Annotated in this window: 13 protein-coding genes; 5 read left to right on the top strand and 8 right to left on the bottom strand. The window is 62.7% G+C overall.

From position 1 onward, the window contains the following. Nucleotides 1-7 precede the first annotated feature (7 nt). A complete protein-coding gene (locus QO014_RS04120) occupies nt 8-454 on the bottom strand; it encodes a group III truncated hemoglobin (protein ID WP_266347358.1) in 447 nt (148 codons plus the stop codon). 123 nt (nt 455-577) lie between these two features. After that, entirely contained in the window at nt 578-1,063 is a 486-nt protein-coding gene (locus tag QO014_RS04115; RefSeq protein ID WP_456077694.1) for an Lrp/AsnC family transcriptional regulator, read from the bottom strand. Nucleotides 1,064-1,297: 234 nt separating this feature from the next. On the opposite strand from QO014_RS04115, the gene QO014_RS04110 reads away from it, so the two are divergent. After that, nucleotides 1,298-2,836 (top strand): sensor histidine kinase, encoded by a 1,539-nt coding sequence (locus QO014_RS04110; RefSeq protein WP_307257527.1) that lies wholly within the window; start codon nt 1,298-1,300, stop codon nt 2,834-2,836. A gap of 4 nt (nt 2,837-2,840) precedes the next feature. Here QO014_RS04110 and cobT read toward each other — a convergent pair whose 3' ends face one another. Beyond that, a complete protein-coding gene (gene cobT, locus QO014_RS04105) occupies nt 2,841-3,866 on the bottom strand; it encodes a nicotinate-nucleotide--dimethylbenzimidazole phosphoribosyltransferase (protein WP_266347356.1) in 1,026 nt (341 codons plus the stop codon). A gap of 135 nt (nt 3,867-4,001) precedes the next feature. On the opposite strand from cobT, the gene cobS reads away from it, so the two are divergent. The 3 genes from cobS (at nt 4,002) to QO014_RS04090 (ending at nt 5,572) form a co-directional block, all read left to right on the top strand. Further along, a complete protein-coding gene (cobS, locus tag QO014_RS04100) occupies nt 4,002-4,802 on the top strand; it encodes an adenosylcobinamide-GDP ribazoletransferase (protein WP_266347355.1) in 801 nt (266 codons plus the stop codon). Then, nucleotides 4,799-5,008 carry a DUF1289 domain-containing protein gene (locus QO014_RS04095; protein ID WP_266347354.1) on the top strand — a complete coding sequence of 70 codons (210 nt, stop codon included), beginning with the start codon at nt 4,799-4,801 and terminating at the stop codon, nt 5,006-5,008. Before cobS ends, QO014_RS04095 begins: the two co-directional genes overlap by 4 nt. Before the next feature lie 105 nt (nt 5,009-5,113). Beyond that, complete coding sequence (locus QO014_RS04090; RefSeq protein ID WP_266347353.1) at nt 5,114-5,572, top strand: hypothetical protein; 459 nt, start codon at nt 5,114-5,116, stop codon at nt 5,570-5,572. A gap of 322 nt (nt 5,573-5,894) precedes the next feature. On the opposite strand, the gene QO014_RS04085 is transcribed toward QO014_RS04090, so the two are convergent. The 3 genes from QO014_RS04085 to QO014_RS04075 form a co-directional block, all read right to left on the bottom strand. Continuing rightward, on the bottom strand, nt 5,895-6,896 hold the full coding sequence (locus QO014_RS04085) for a bile acid:sodium symporter family protein (RefSeq protein WP_266347352.1): 1,002 nt from the start codon (nt 6,894-6,896) through the stop codon (nt 5,895-5,897). 127 nt (nt 6,897-7,023) lie between these two features. Beyond that, nucleotides 7,024-8,028, bottom strand: a complete 1,005-nt coding sequence (gene dusA / locus QO014_RS04080; RefSeq protein ID WP_266347351.1) for a tRNA dihydrouridine(20/20a) synthase DusA — start codon at nt 8,026-8,028, stop codon at nt 7,024-7,026. A 346-nt stretch (nt 8,029-8,374) separates the two neighbouring features. Then, a complete protein-coding gene (locus QO014_RS04075) occupies nt 8,375-10,684 on the bottom strand; it encodes an ATP-binding protein (protein WP_266347350.1) in 2,310 nt (769 codons plus the stop codon). Between the two features lie 593 nt (nt 10,685-11,277). Between QO014_RS04075 and QO014_RS04070 the strand changes: the two genes are divergently transcribed. Beyond that, nucleotides 11,278-12,342, top strand: coding sequence for a dipeptidase (locus QO014_RS04070; protein ID WP_266347349.1), 1,065 nt, complete (start codon nt 11,278-11,280; stop codon nt 12,340-12,342). 81 nt (nt 12,343-12,423) lie between these two features. On the opposite strand, the gene QO014_RS04065 is transcribed toward QO014_RS04070, so the two are convergent. After that, nucleotides 12,424-12,879 carry a host attachment protein gene (locus QO014_RS04065; RefSeq protein ID WP_266347348.1) on the bottom strand — a complete coding sequence of 152 codons (456 nt, stop codon included), beginning with the start codon at nt 12,877-12,879 and terminating at the stop codon, nt 12,424-12,426. Between the two features lie 153 nt (nt 12,880-13,032). Further along, on the bottom strand, nt 13,033-15,450 hold the full coding sequence (gene lon, locus QO014_RS04060) for an endopeptidase La (RefSeq protein WP_266347347.1): 2,418 nt from the start codon (nt 15,448-15,450) through the stop codon (nt 13,033-13,035). Nucleotides 15,451-15,456 lie beyond the last annotated feature (6 nt).

Here is a 15,456-nt window from a genome sequence, read left to right as displayed (position 1 = left end):
GCCTGAGCTAGACGCCGACGCGCAGTGGCTTCATCCGGGTCGTGTCCTCGCCCCGGTGCAGCGCGCGCGACAGGCGAAAATTCTGTGCGATCCGCTCGGCGAAGGCCATGACCACCGCAGCCCCCTCCTCGTCGAAAACGCGATGCGCCGTCGCCTGGAACAGCGTCAGCCAACGCTCGAAATGCGCGTCGCTGAGGCCTTCCATCCTGAGATGGGGCGCCATCGGCCGGCCCGAATAGCGCCTCGTGCGCAGAAGCACCGACGACCAGAAATCGCACATCTTGGCCAGGTGCACCGGCCATTGATCGGCTTCGATCTCACGCTCGAACACCGGCCCGATCAGCGGATCGCCACGGACACTGTCATAGAAGCCATAGACCAGCTTGCGAATGCCCGTCTCATCGATCGACGCCGTCCCGGCCCGATCATCCGATGACACCGTGCTCGAACGCACTTTCAGATCCCGCTCCATGACCACCAACTCTCCGCAAAGGCACGACAAGCCGACGGATCATGGCAGCCAGAGGCTGTCATTGATCCAGATCACGGCGTCTCGCCGACCTCGACCAGCCAATCGCTAGACCGTGCCTTTGTCCTTCTCGAGCACGACATAGTTCAGCGGAAGCGCCGTCGCATATTTGATCTGCTCCATCGCGAAGGCCGACGAAACATCGGCAATGTCGATCCGCGCAATCAGCCGCTTGTAGAAGCTGTCATAGGCCTCGATATCGGGGACCACCACGCGCAGGAGGTAATCGACCTGACCGCTCATGCGATAGAATTCGACAACCTCCGGCATGTCGCGAATGACTTCGGCGAACCGCTTCAGCCATTCCTCATTATGCTGGCTCGTCGTGATCGAGACGAAGACGGTCACCTTGGCGTTGACCTTTTTCGGATCCAGCACGGCCACGCGACGCTGAATGACGCCGTCTTCCTCCAGCTTCTGGATCCGCCGCCAGCACGGCGTCGTCGAAAGCCCGACTCGCCGGCCGATCTCGGCGACGGGAATAGTTGCGTCCTCCTGCAGGATCTGGAGGATTTTTCGGTCGAGCCTGTCGATCATGGCGCAAGTCCCTGCCCGATTTCGGGCACTAGAGAGTATCACGTTCCTGAAACGCCGAGATCACTCGAGCCAATTCAGAATAATATTCTATGACATGTGCCGAAATCGCCGCGCGCTGTCAATCCGCGCATATCAATGGGACCGAGATCTGACCTTCTCGCTTCCAAACCGGTTCTTAAAGGTTCATCGACTAGTGTCGCTGCGGATTGCCCTGCCCCCAGGATGAGCCGCATGCAGCCGGAGCCGGCGCGCGACGAAAGCGAGACGAGCGTGATGAGCAGCGATCGTGCCGAGCGCCGCCGCGCGGTCGCACGCACGGCGCGGGAACAGCACGAACGACGCCGCATGGCGAGCGATCCGGCTGCGGGCTTCGACCTTGAACTGCTGCGCCACTTTGCGGCAACACGCCTGGCTGCGGCCTATGCCCTGCCCTTCCTGGTGCTGCTGGTCGGCCTCGTCGGATCGGCCTGGCTGCCACGGCCCGTCATGGCTGGGTGGGCAGCTACGGCGCTCGTCGCGCAGTTTGGCACCGCGATCATCTGCCGGCGATTGGCCAATACGCCAGCCAACCGTGTCGACGTCGCCGCTTGGCAGGGCGTCTTCACCGCGCTCGAATTCGTCAACGGACTGGTCTGGATCGCGCTGCTGCTCGCAACCGCAGCCGCCCAGGGCAGCGGGATAGAGATCTTTCAATTCGCCACCATGCTGACGCTTCTCGCCGTCGGCACGCTGCTGGCGTCGAGCCTGCCGCTCGCCTCTTTCCTTGCGACCGCCCCGATCGCATTGACCATGGTGGTGCTCTTTGCCGTCCGGCAGGACATGATCTATCTCGCGCTGAGCTTTCTCTCGATCGGCAGCGAGATCGTGTTCCTGGTCCTGTCGCAACGGCTCTACGAGGCAACGCTCGGCATGCTGAGGTTCCGCGCGGAGAAGGATCAGCTCATCGCCGACCTGATGACGGCGAAATCCGTTTCTGACGAATCGCGCCGTCGCGCCGAGGAGGCAAACCTCGCCAAGTCGCGCTTCCTCGCCACGATCAGCCATGAGCTACGCACCCCGCTCAACGCCATACTCGGCTTTTCCGAGGTGATGAAGAACGAGGTGCTCGGGCCAATGCCAAACGCCACCTATCGCGGCTATGCGAGCGACATCCACGCAAGCGGCGAGCATCTCCTGAAGCTGATCAACGAGATCCTCGACCTCTCCCGCGTGGAAGCCGGCCGCTACCAGCTCCATGAAGAACCGATCGCGCTGGTCGAACTGATCGAAGACTGCGAAAATCTGGTGCGCCTCGCAGCGCGGAACAAAGGGCTCAGGATCACGCAGAATTTCGAGCCCGGCCTGCCCCGCCTATGGGCCGATGAACGGGCGATCCGGCAGGTCGTCCTGAACCTGCTATCGAACGCGATCAAGTTCACGCCCGCCGGCGGCGAGATCGCCGTCACGGCGGGATGGACCGCAGGCGGCGGCCAATATGTCTCGATCCGCGATAACGGACCCGGCATTGCCGAGGAAGAGATACCGATCGTGCTGTCCGCGTTCGGTCAGGGCGCAATCGCGATCAAGAGCGCCGAGCAAGGAACCGGCCTCGGCCTGCCGATCGTGCAGGCCATGATGCGCTTGCACGGCGGAACGTTCGAGCTCAAGTCGACGCTCGGCGAAGGCACCGAGGCCATCGCCTGCTTCCCGAGCGCCCGCGTGCTGGAGGCTCAGCAGCCGGCTGCTGCCGAGCCGAGGCGTCTCGCCGACCTCTGGCGAGCCGCCGGATAGCGGGTCAGGACTTTCCGGCGACGCCGGCCTGCGCGAAGGTCGCCATGCCGGTATGGATCAACGCCGCCGCCTTCACGACGCCGGCGGCGAGTGCCGCACCCGTACCTTCGCCGAGCCGCATGCCGAGATCGAGCAGAGGCGTCTTGCCCATCGCGGCAAGCAGCTTGCCGTGCGCCGGCTCCGCCGAAAGATGCCCGAACTGGCAGTGATCGAGCGTGGACGGATCGAGCTTGTAGAGAACGGCCGCAGCCGCCGTCGCGACATAGCCGTCCAGGATCACGGGGATGCGGCTCATGCGGGCGGCCAGAACCGCGCCTGCAATGGCCGCCAGTTCGCGCCCGCCGAGACGGCGCAGCACTTCGAGCGGATCGCCGAGATGACCGGCATGATGGGCGAGCGCCTCGTCGATCACCGCCGCCTTGTGCCGAATGCCGGCATCATCGAGACCTGTCCCGGGACCGACCCAATCGGAACCGGTACCGCCGAAGAGGCCGGCCGATACGGCGGCGGCGATCGTCGTATTGCCGATGCCCATCTCGCCCAGGATCAGGAGATCGATACCGCCGGCCGTCGCTTCCATCCCGAACGCCATCGTCGCGGCGCAACCGGCCTCGTCGAGCGCGGCCTCGACCGTGATGTCGCCCGTTGGAATGTCGAGGGCGAGATCGAACACTTTGAGGCCCAGATCATGGGCGATGCAGATCTGGTTGATCGCAGCGCCGCCAGCCGCGAAGTTCTCGACCATCTGCTGGGTAACAGCCGGAGGGAATGCGGACACGCCGCGCGCGGCCACGCCATGGTTGCCGGCGAAGATCGCGACGAGCGGCCTGTTGACGCTGGGCATGCTGCGGCCCTGCCAGGCACCGAGCCATTCCGCCAGTTCCTCCATGCGGCCGAGCGACCCGGCCGGCTTGGTCAGCTGTGCCTCGCGCGCGCGGATTGCCAGTGCGGCCGTCTCGTCCGGACCAGGCATTTCGCCAACAAGGGCGCGAATATCGTCGAAAGGCAGGGCTGAGGCGGAGCGAAGCATGATCGTGCGGGCTTTCGTTGGAAGATCGAGCCGGGCCGCCGCTAGGCGACCGCGAGCGCGATCTATAAACCTCCCTCAGCCGACCGCAAGGCGGCCGCCGATTCTGGCCACGCTTGCAGCAATGGAGTGCTCATCATGGCAGAACCTGCATCCTTCCTGCAGCGAACGATAGTCGGCCGCGAATTCCTGAGTGCGACCGCCTTTCTGACGCGACTGCCGGCTGGGTTCATCGGCGCGCCAGACGAGAAGCCGGATTTCTCGAGTGCCGCCCGGACATTCCCGCTCGTCGGTCTCCTCGTCGGCCTGATCGGCGCGTTGGCGCTTCTGCTGGCCGATGCCCTTCGCCTTCCGCCGCTCGCCAGCGCCCTGATCGGCGTTGCCGTCACGATCCTGCTCACGGGCGCGCTGCACGAGGATGGCCTTGCCGATACCGCCGACGGCTTTGGCGGCGGCCAGACCGCCGTGGCGAAGCTCGACATCATGCGCGACAGCCGGATCGGCACATTTGGCGCCATCGCGCTGGTGCTTTCGATCATGCTGCGGGTGACCCTGGTGGCGGCGTTCCTTCCCTACGCGCCATGGGCGGCCGCTGTCGCACTCATGGCTGCCGAGACCGTGGGGCGCGCCGCGATCGTTCATGCGTGGTCGAGCCTGCCGTCGGCGCGATTCGAAGGGCTGGCGGAAGCCACGGGCCGTCCGGGCAAGGATACCACCTGGGCGGCCGTCCTGATCGCGACAGTCATCGGACTCGCATTCGGCACGATCGCCGCCGGACCGCTGGCGGCACTGGTGGCCCTCGCAGCGACAGCGCTCACCACCTATGCGTTCGAATCGCTCTGCCGCCGACAGATTGGCGGCCATACCGGCGATACGCTGGGCGCCGCGGAACAGGCGGGCGCTATCGCCTTCCTGCTCGGGCTGGTGGCCTTCGCATGATTTCCCCCTGCATTCATGTCTGCGTGATCAATCCCGCCACCGGGCTTTGCAAGGGATGCGGCCGCTCGCTCGAACAAATCGCCAATTGGTCGATTATGACTGATGCGGAGCGGCATCGAATTATGGTTTACTTCGCACTGCAACACGAGGCGGGTCGGAGCGGCGATCAGGGTCGCGCGCATCAGCCTCCCGCTCAGGTGGAATAGGGGTCAGCACACTCACCATCGGCTGCGTTTGCCTGGCTGTCGCTCTCGGGCAGCATCTACCGTCACGATCAATCTAGGAGGTACCTCATGGTCAGTTCAGGGCGAATGAGCGTTCGCGCAGCTCTTGCCTCGGCGCTCATTCTCGCAACCGCGGGATTGGCACAAGCGGCCAGCGAGCCGGCGGCCGTCAGCAAGGACGGGTTCCGGCTCGTCCAGATCGGCAAGGACGGTACGGGTTGCCTGCTGCTCAACTCCGACCATACCGGGAAGCCGATCACGCAATGGAACAAGAAGGCCGCCAGCGTCACGGCCTTTGCGATCGGCGAGGGAAAGTCCTGCCCGTACCCGTTTACGATCGACGGTCAGACCGTCCCGCTGAAGACCTATCCCAGCTATTCCATCAACAACTTCGTCTTCACGGCCTACACCAAGACGATGGACAAGCAGGTCATCACGCGCAAATACGGGTCCAACTATCTCTTCAAATGGGTCAAATCCTCGACGGCGGCCACAACACCGGCCGCCACGACGCCAGCTGCGAAGCCGGCCGCTCCGAAGAGCTGATGGCGCTGCGGGCCGCCTTGATGACGGCCTGGATCGCCATGCCGCAGCGCGGCGATTTGCCCCTCCGTGCTGGCATCGGATCGCCCCCAAGACCGGATCCGACTATCGGTCCGATGCCTCAGAGCGCTTCCGGGCGAGGTGGGCACCGGTTCGCGTGAAGGAAAAGTGCCAAAACAAATAGATCGATCACTTCATCGTTTCAGTGAAACGATGAAGTGATCTAGATCGCCATGCGTCCTACCGGACGCAAAGAGGCGATCTCTCTCTTCGTATTCGCATCGGATCGACCCGAAAACCGGGTCCCACTTTTCGGTCCGATGCTCTACGCCGTCGCAACGGTAGCGTCCTCGAGCGCCGCCAGTTTCGCCTGGCGGTTGGCGATTACGCTGACGATGACGAGCTGGCAGAAGTGGTAGAGCATGATCGGCGCGATGATCAGGCCGAGCGCCGGACTCGCGCCGAACATGAGCTTCGCCAAGGGCACACCGGTCGCCAGCGATTTCTTGGACGCGCAGAAGACGCAAGCCACCGTGTCGGCCCGATCGAATCCCATCAGCCGGCACGGGATCAGCATTAGCCCGTAGACGATAAAGAAGAGCGCCACGACGCCGAAGACGATCTCCGCGATCAGGATGGCGTCATGGCCGTGCCAGACGCCTTCTACGATCGAATCCGAGAAGGAATTATAGACAATCGCCAGAATGATCGCGCGATCGGCCAGCCGGATCGCCTTGATATGGCGCGCTGCCCAGCCATAGAGCCAGTGCCGGGCGATCTGCCCGAGCACGATCGGCACCAGGACGAGCAGGACGACCTTGCCGATCACCGGCAGAAGCGGCAGCGACTGGCCGGCGGTCGACAGGAACCACGCCATCAGCAGCGGGGTGGCGAAGACGCCGATCAGGCTCGACAGCGTCGCATTGAAGAGCGCGGCAGGGACATTGCCACGGGCAAGCGACGTCATCGCGACCGAGGACGAAACGGTCGAGGGAAGTGCCGCGATATAGAGAAAACCGATCCAGACCTCGGGCGGCAGGAAGCCCTTGAGCGGCGTCCCCAGCACGAGCACGACGATCGGGAACAGAACAAACGTGCCGAGCTGGACGGCCAGATGCAGGCGCCAGTGCCTGATGCCGGCCTTCATCTTCTCCGGCGCCAATGTGAGGCCGTAGAGGAAGAAGATCACCGCGACGCCATAGGTCGCAACGAGGTTCATGTGCAGCACGCCGCCCGTCGCGCCGGGTCCGGGGACGAGGATGGCGACGACCACAATCGCCACGAGCGAGATGAGAAAGCCGTCGATCGAAAAGCCGCGAATTTTCATGAGGGGACGCATCCAGATCGGATCGGGGACGGTGCCCCGGAAAAGGCGGTATACTTATTAATGCCGATCCACTCCTTAGCGCGCGGCGTGCCGGCGATAAAGTGCGTTGCAGGCAAATTTGCCTGTCTCATGCGGCGAAGGCTGTCGCCGCCGCCTCGACCGCGGCCATCGCCTGTCGGATGACCTCGACCCCGGCATTGCGAGCAGCGCCCTCGACAGTCAGGATCTGACGAAAGCGCCGGGCGCCCGGCTGGCCGTGATAGAGGCCGAGCATGTGCCGGACGATATGGTGCAACGGCGTGCCGGCGGCGCGTTCAGCCTCGATATAGGGAATCATCCGCTCCAGCACGGCGCCGGCGCTGATCGGGGCCGCCGTCTCGCCATAGAAGCTGCGATCGACCTCTGCGAGGATGGCAGGCTCCTGATAGGCGGCGCGGCCGATCATGACGCCATCGAGATGAGAAAGATGCGCCTTGGCGTCGCCGATCGTCCTGATCCCGCCATTGATGCCGATGAAGAGGTTCGGCAGACGCGCCTTGAGCCGATAGACGCGCTCATAATCGAGCGGCGGGATCTCGCGATTCTCCTTCGGCGACAGGCCCTGCAGCCACGCCTTGCGGGCATGGACCCAGAGCGCATCGACCCCGGCGGCAACGCAGAGGTCGGCGAGTTCGTCGAGCGCTGTCTCGGTATCTTGGTCGTCCACGCCGATGCGGCATTTGACCGTCACCGGTATGTCGACAACCTGCTTCATCGCCGCGACGCAGCCCGCGACGCGCGCCGGCTCACGCATCAGGCAGGCGCCAAACGTGCCGGATTGCACACGATCCGAAGGGCAGCCCACGTTCAGATTGATCTCGTCATACCCAAAAGCCGCGCCGATCCTGGCGGCTTCGGCAAGCTTGGCCGGATCGGAGCCGCCAAGCTGCAGCGCCACGGGATGCTCTTGCTCGCTGAATCCGAGCAGCCGCTGCCTGTCGCCATGCAGGACGGCTTCGGCGACGATCATCTCCGTATAGAGCAAGGCATGCGCCGAAGACTGCCGATGAAAGAACCGACAATGTCTGTCCGTCCAGTCGATCATAGGCGCCACGGCCAGGATCTTTTGACCGCTAAAATATTGATTTTTCATGGTATTCCAAAACTGCTCCGAACCATCAGTTTTGTGCCAAAGGCCACTTTGGCCACTCTCTACCACGCCTAACCCTTTGAAACCATTGGGAGGCAGGCAGCAGAATTTTCGAGCTTCACCATGAACTGCAGGACGACAAAGGCGAACTCAGCTTGCAACTGCAGCAGGGGAAACGAAGAGCTGCGGGCACCCAAAGCGATACCCCCGATGGCCGATCGACCCAAAGCGTCAGAAGCGAGCGAATGTCCGAGTTAAGTGGAGTTCGGCCTGGTAGCGTTTTGCCACGAGACCGCTAAGCTGCGTTGCAGCGTTTGTCTTGTTAGGGGAGTTTTTCGACTGTCTAGTGCTAGAATCGGCCTTCACGAAGTGGTGCAAATAGGTTCCTGAGAGCGGAATCGTCAAAGTCATCGTTTGCTTGGGCACCGACATTTTTCAGCGATGGAGAATGAGAAACAACGCTCCTACGCTCTATCACCGCCTTACGTTCTTCAGCAGCCTCGGCGGCGCTGGAGAGGACATACTTTGGTATCCCCGCGCGTGCACCAAGCTTGTCCAGCATTTCCAGGTACTCATCCACGGTCGATTCAGATTCCATGCCGCGTAGCGTTTCGTCCAGCTCGTCAAATTGCCTTATTATCGCTGCATCAAGGGTCGTATTCATCTCGTCGGTCACCGCCGTTGGCCATTCCTCGTAGGCATCAGACAGCTTGGTGAGGTCTTCCGAGTTGAGCGAATGGCTCTCGATCATCGCGATGGCGCCTGTCACGAGAATGTTCGCCAGTTCTTCACGAGAAGGCAGTTCGTCGAAATATCCCGGTCCACGAAATTTCCCGATCAAGGCAATAAGGTCTTCTCCGTCACGCCAAGGATCCCATCCGTCGATCGGGTTCGATAGGAGGCTGTGAAGGAGCGCCAAAAATCGCTCTTCGCCGCTGGCGAACCACCAATCTATCAGCAGTTCCGCCCGGTCGACGTTCGACAGTCCATGCGGATGGAGGTAAACGCCATGTTCTGTCTTGATTCTGACCCGAACGGGCTGCGTCAAGAATGTTTCGGCGACCGGCAGAAAGCTCCGAGCCAATTCGGCGCGTTCGGGCGGGGCGGGCACGGTCCATGGAGGGCTTATGCGCTTCGCGTGCTCCCAAACTGCTTGCGTCCAGTCTGTTCGAAGTGACGCCTTGGCCGCAAGATTCAGCAGAATATGATCGTCGAGGTAGTTCAGAAGATAATCCCGCACGGAAGGGTTTACAAACATCACGCTTCTGCCAGAAATCTTCACAAAGCCGCCCTCAAGTATCCGGAGAGATTCCTCGAAATCTTTGGGGTCATGCGCTGTGCCGAAATGAGCATTCAGCGCAGCGTGATACGCAGCATAGTTAACACTTAGGGTATCAATTGGAACCCAGAATTCCCCGCAGAAGAACAGGGTCAGTAGAAGGTGCTGGCAGGTCCGAGGGATATGTTTGCGGAACGGAATATCCCAGAGTTGGGAAGGGTCGTCTAGCGCGGCGATAAAGGCCGTTGGATACGCGGCAGGCTCTAGGTCTGATATGCGGCTTCCTTCGGTCATCTGTGCGATGAGCCGAGGCGAATAGTTCTTGTGATCGACTATTTCTGTGATCAGACCGCTATCGATGAGCGAAACGACGTGTGACCGCGGTGTACCAGTAGTCGAGAGATGATTGTAAAGGATGCGGGCCTTAATTCGGCGTGTGTAAATGCCGACATCGAGTAAATATCTGCTGATGTCTAGCCGCCGGTCTGCAAGGTGTTCGGAATGCCGCTTTGCTTCCTCGAAAATTGGAGCTCGAGTCGTGAGGATGAAGCGGGCATTTTTTGACTTCCGAACGCGCGTGATAAACCGAGCGAGGTCGGAATCCATCTTGGCCAAGGCGTTCTTGTCGAGCGCAACTCGGCCAAGAAAATCATCGAAGTAGAAGAGCTGTCGCCGGCTGTCCGAGATCGCCGCCAAGCCATCGTCAAGGCTGCGAATAGCAACGAGTTCCCAATCCTCGGCGAGATACGCATAGCCCAGCATTTCAGCCAGCGTCGTTTTACCGACGCCGGGAGGCCCAGAAATGATGACCACGTGCTGGCTTTCCAATACACCCCGCGCGGCATCGAAGCTGGGGTTTGGAGCGTAGACCTTGAGCTTCTCAACTATCTCCTCGCGAGTAATGTCATTGAAGCTATGGGCAGCGGCGTTAAGCACGCGCTCAAGCATCGCGGTTTGCGTGAGCCAAAGCTTAACGTGTGACTTCGCCACTTCCGGATGACGGCGCAGCAAGCTATTGAGGTCACCTGGTCCAAATATGTCTGATTCGCTTTGGAGTGACGCGCCAACAATGGTCGCAAGCTCAGCCTTATTTTTTGGGCTCAATCCGCAAGAGCTGGTGAGTATATAGCGCGTCGGCGCTAGACGATCGATCGCTGCTCTTTCCTTTTTCATTGCACGTTTTAGATCAGAGTAGCGTGACGCCACATAGTGCTTCGCTTGGAGGATGATCTTGTCGGTGCCTTGCGCGTGCCTGCCATCTATCCCGCCGTCCGGGCCTGACACGAAAGCCTCAAAGCGAATGTTGAGCTCCCGGCCAATCAAATCCCGTGACAAATCTTCGAAGTCAAGATGAGAGAGCGCACCAAAGCTGTACGTCATCTCTAACCTAGCACCGACCGGATGCTCTCTGCATAAGCGAAGTATCTCACCATCCCCGTAATTCTCCATCACCAACTAACAATCGCTATAGAAGTTTTCTCGTTCTCGCCAGCGTGGAAACCTCCAGCTGTGCGCGAGAACGGCCGAATAGCGGTGAGAGGCCGATGCAGCCTCATGGCGATTGATGGCCGCTTTCGGGATTTCCGGGAGGAACTGCTAATGACCGAAATGACGTCGAATATGGCCGTCCATTCCGACCCCTGACCTCTGTCCGAGGTGATGCGATTGCGCCACCCCGGCCCAACGCCTGGCACAGCCATCTTGCCGCCACGTCTGGCGAAGCGTTGCATAGACCTCCAGCGCACGTGCCGGCATTCCCCTCACGGCACGCCATGAGCCATCCCTCGTGTTGCTCATCCATGCGCAGAGCTGGAACATTTCCACGCATCGGGCGGCTCCAGCCGTCGGTCATCGCAGTGGCTCCCGGCAGAAATCATTCAAAATCGCGCCGCCAAGGTACCCGGCTGGTAATCTCGGCCCTAAGGTAGATTCCCGACCCGCCTCATCCCCTCTTCGAAAGCCTGTCTCAGACCATGCCCAAGGCGCCGATCCCCACCTTTGACGGCCATAACGACGCGTTGCTGCGCCTCTATATGAAAGGCGGCGATGCTGCGATTCCGTCATTTCTCGAAGGGGGCGCCGGCGGGCATATCGATCTGCCGCGCGCGCGGCAGGGTGGTCTCGCCGGAGGACTGTTCGCGATCTTCCCGCCATCGGCGGCGATGGCGGGTTTCATGGAACAGATGCAGGGTGAGGGCTACGACCTGCCGCTCCCCGATCCGTTGACGCTGGCGGAGGGCCAGGCCTCGACGCTCGCCATGGCCGCGATCTTCTTCCGCATCGAAGCGGCGTCAGGCGGTGCATTCGCCATCTGTCGCAGCGTAGCGGATATTCGCGCCGCCAATGCGCGCGGCGCGCTCGCCGCCGTGCTTCATATCGAGGGTGCCGAGGCGATCGGTTCCGATCTCGCCATGCTCGATGTGCTGCATGCCGCCGGCCTGCGCTCGATCGGTCCGGTCTGGAGCCGGTCGAATATCTTCGGCCACGGCGTGCCGATGCGCTTTCCGAGCTCTCCCGACACGGGCCCCGGCCTCACCGACACGGGGCGGGCGCTGATCCGGGCGTGCAACCGCCTGCGCGTCATGATCGACCTGTCGCATTTGAATGAAAAGGGCTTCTGGGAGGTCGCCGAATTGAGCGATGCGCCGCTGGTCGCGAGCCACAGCAACGTACATGCGATCTGCCCGGTCTCGCGCAATCTGACCGATCGGCAATTCGAGGCGATCCGGGCCAGCGGCGGCGTTGTCGGGCTCAATTTCGCCACCGCATTCCTGCGGCCGGACGGCCATATGGACGCGAATACCGATATCGGCGTCATGATCCGCCATCTCGACGCGATGCTCGAACGGCTCGGCGAGAAGGGTGTTGCGCTCGGCTCCGATTATGACGGCGCCGTCGTGCCGAGCGCGCTGTCGGATGTCTCGCATCTGCCGAGGCTTTGGGATGCACTCAGCGAGCACGGCTATGGCGACGAACTGATCCGTCGCATCGCTTATGAAAACTGGCTCGATGTGCTCGACCGAACCTGGTCCCGCTAGGCGGCGCTCACATCCGAGACCGATGCGCCCGGAAGGCGCGCATCGCTCGATCCGGATGTGAAGGAACCGGCTGGTCCGAACTCAGGCGCTGGCGAGATGGCGTTCGATCTCGCCCGTCGAGAGCCCGGCCAGATCCTTGGCGATCTCGTGCTTTACGACGGCACGGACCCCATCGGAGAGGCGCTGCCGCAATATGCCGAGCGCCCGTGGTGGCGCCACCAGGATGACCTGCTTGACCTGATGCGCGGTGACAGCCTTGTCGAGATGATCGGCGACGAGCGCGAGGAACTTCGCCTCCGCCTCGGCGTGCCAATCGGGCTCCTCGACCGAGCTGCGCGCGGAGCCATGGGACTGGTACACGCGGCCGGGCCGGTCCGTGCCGATATCGCGATTGGCCGGATCCGGCTGATCGAGATTCTCGACGAGCTTCAGATTGATGAGCTCTGCATCGCCGTCATTCTCGAACAGCAGCGCCTTGGCGCCATCGCACACCACGACCCAGCTCTTCCGCGGAACCTTGATCATTTCTTCGGCCATTCTCGTCTCCTCCATTGCGCCGTCGGGCTCGACGAACCACGCTCGGGATCTGGGAAGACCTTCGCATAGGGTCCACCCAAGGCGCTTGATCGATATCAACGCCTGAAACGACGAAGGGGCGCCCCGCGGAGCGCCCCTTCGAACTTCGTCCACTCAGGCCGACACGGCCTCCGGCAATTCCGCCGTCACGCGCGGTTCGAGCGCGGCGGCGATCGCATCATCGACGCGCTCCAGCCAGATGAACTCCAGCCGATCGCGGGCATCCTGCGGGATGTCGTCATAGTCGCGCCGATTGCGAGCCGGCAGCATGACGCGCTTCAGCCCGGCGCGGGCCGCCGCCGTCACCTTCTCCTTGATGCCGCCGACCGGCAGGACGAGGCCACGCAGGCTGATCTCGCCGGTCATGGCGGTATCGCTGCGGACGGTTCGCCCGGTCAGCGCCGAGACGAGCGCCGTGAACATCGCCACGCCCGCACTCGGACCATCCTTGGGCGTCGCGCCGGCAGGAACGTGGACGTGGATATCGTTCTTCTCGAAGAGCGATGGATCGATACCCAGTTCCCCTGCCCGGCTCTTCACCAGGCTCAACGCCGCCTGCACGCTCTCGCGCATGACCTCACCGAGCTGGCCGGTCAGGATCAGGCTGCCCCGACCCGGCATGCGGCTCACCTCGATGAAGAGGATGTCGCCGCCGACCGGTGTCCAGGCGAGGCCTGTCGCCACGCCGGGCTGGCTGACGCGCATCGCGACCTCATCCTCGAAGCGCTGCTGTCCGAGCAGTTCGGCGAGATCGTCGCGCCCGATATGAGCCTTCGCCACGCCGCCCTCGGCAATCCCGACCGCGACATGGCGGAGCGCCCGCCCGATTTCACGCTCGAGGCCACGAACACCGGCTTCCCGCGTATAGCCGCGGATGATCTCGGCGAGCGCCGCATCGTCGATCTCGACCTGATCGGCGGTGAGGCCATTCGCCTCGAGCTGCCGCCGAACGAGATAGCGCTTGGCGATCTGCTGCTTCTCGGCGTCGGTGTAGCCGGCGAGGCTGATGATCTCCATGCGGTCGCGCAACGGCCCCGGTATGGTGTCGAGCATGTTGGCGGTCGCGATGAAGACGACACGCGACAGGTCGAACGGCACCGCGAGATAGTTGTCGCGGAACGTGCCGTTCTGCTCGGGATCGAGCACTTCCAGCATGGCAGACGCCGGATCGCCCTGGATACCGGCACCCATCTTGTCGATCTCGTCCAGCATCATCACGCAGTTGCGCGAACCCGCCTTGCGGATCGCCTGGATGATGTTGCCGGGCAGAGCGCCGACATAGGTGCGCCGGTGGCCACGGATCTCCGCCTCGTCATGCACGCCGCCGAGGCTGACGCGCACGAAGGAGCGGCCCATGGCCCGCGCGATCGACTGGCCGAGCGACGTCTTGCCGACGCCGGGCGGTCCGACGAAGCAGAGGATCGGTGCCTTGCCCTGCGGCGCCAGCTTGCGAACGGCCAGATATTCGACGATGCGCTGCTTGATCTTGTCGAGGCCGAAATGATCGGCATCGAGGATGCGCCGCGCTTCGGCGATATCGATCGGCGCTTCCTCGGGCAGAGCCCAGGGCAGCTCGATCAGCCAGTCGAGATAGGTGCGGATCATGCCGTATTCGGCCGACGCATCGGACATGCGTTCAAGCCGCCGCAATTCCTTGCGCGCGGCCTGGTCGACTTCCGGCGGCATCTGCGCCTTGTCGATCGCGGCCGTCAGTTCGGCGATCTCCGCGCCCCTGCCCTCGTCGCCCTCGCCCAGCTCGCGCTGGATGGCCGCCATCTGCTCGCGCAGCAGCATCTGCCGCTGGCGATCGTCGATCGAGGCCTTGGTCTGGCGACCGATTTCCTGCGACAGGCGCAGAACCTCGATCCGCTGCGCCAGAAGGCGCGCGACCTTGTCCATCCGCGTTGCGAGATCGAGCGTCTCGAGCAGCTCCTGCTTCTCGTTGGGCCCGATATCGAGATAGGAGGCGACCATATCCGTCAGCGCTGCCGGAGACGGCGCGTTGGTCACGGCCGAGAGGAGCTCTTGCGGAACCTGCGGCAGCAGCTGCAAGGCTTCGGTCGCCTCGCCGCGCAGATGCAGGAAGCGCGCCTCTATATCGGAGCTGCGGATATCGGGCTCGTCGATCCGCCGCACGCGCGCCGCCAGGAAGGGCTGCTCGCGCAGGAACGAATCGACCTGGAAGCGCTGCTCGCCCTGGCAGATCAGGTGATGCGTGCCATCCGGCGCCGTGACATAGCGCAGGATGTTAGCGACGACGCCCATCCGATGCAGGTTGCCGCTGTTCGGCTCGTTATCCTCGGGATCGCGCTGCATCAGCAATCCGACCGGACGCCCTTGGCGGACAGCCTGCTGCGCGGCGGCGATCGAGACCGGACGGTTGATCGCGACCGGCATCACGACACCGGGAAAGAGCACGAAATTACGGACCGGCAGGATGATCAGCGCATCCTCGGGCAAATCAACCGTGGCCGCCGCGCCGGGTGCACCGCCGAAATCGGCCGCGCGGAAATTGTTCTGGTTCTTCAACATGGTGGG

This window comes from Kaistia dalseonensis (genome assembly GCF_030814715.1).
GTDB classification, from domain to species: domain Bacteria; phylum Pseudomonadota; class Alphaproteobacteria; order Rhizobiales; family Kaistiaceae; genus Kaistia; species Kaistia dalseonensis.
Note: the sequence above shows the minus strand (reverse complement) of the source record. Positions and strands in the feature narration are given on the sequence as shown.

What these genes read in the sequence shown, in the direction of transcription:
- QO014_RS04110 (WP_307257527.1), top strand. Translation starts at nt 1,298, where the DNA reads ATGCAGCCGGAGCCGGCGCGCGACGAAAGCGAGACGAGCGTGATGAGC.
- QO014_RS04085 (WP_266347352.1), bottom strand. Translation starts at nt 6,896, where the DNA reads ATGAAAATTCGCGGCTTTTCGATCGACGGCTTTCTCATCTCGCTCGTG.
- QO014_RS04075 (WP_266347350.1), bottom strand. Translation starts at nt 10,684, where the DNA reads ATGACGTACAGCTTTGGTGCGCTCTCTCATCTTGACTTCGAAGATTTG.
- lon (WP_266347347.1), bottom strand. Translation starts at nt 15,450, where the DNA reads ATGTTGAAGAACCAGAACAATTTCCGCGCGGCCGATTTCGGCGGTGCA.
- QO014_RS04095 (WP_266347354.1), top strand. Translation starts at nt 4,799, where the DNA reads ATGATTTCCCCCTGCATTCATGTCTGCGTGATCAATCCCGCCACCGGG.
- QO014_RS04070 (WP_266347349.1), top strand. Translation starts at nt 11,278, where the DNA reads ATGCCCAAGGCGCCGATCCCCACCTTTGACGGCCATAACGACGCGTTG.
- cobT (WP_266347356.1), bottom strand. Translation starts at nt 3,866, where the DNA reads ATGCTTCGCTCCGCCTCAGCCCTGCCTTTCGACGATATTCGCGCCCTT.
- QO014_RS04090 (WP_266347353.1), top strand. Translation starts at nt 5,114, where the DNA reads ATGAGCGTTCGCGCAGCTCTTGCCTCGGCGCTCATTCTCGCAACCGCG.
- QO014_RS04065 (WP_266347348.1), bottom strand. Translation starts at nt 12,879, where the DNA reads ATGGCCGAAGAAATGATCAAGGTTCCGCGGAAGAGCTGGGTCGTGGTG.
- cobS (WP_266347355.1), top strand. Translation starts at nt 4,002, where the DNA reads ATGGCAGAACCTGCATCCTTCCTGCAGCGAACGATAGTCGGCCGCGAA.
- dusA (WP_266347351.1), bottom strand. Translation starts at nt 8,028, where the DNA reads ATGAAAAATCAATATTTTAGCGGTCAAAAGATCCTGGCCGTGGCGCCT.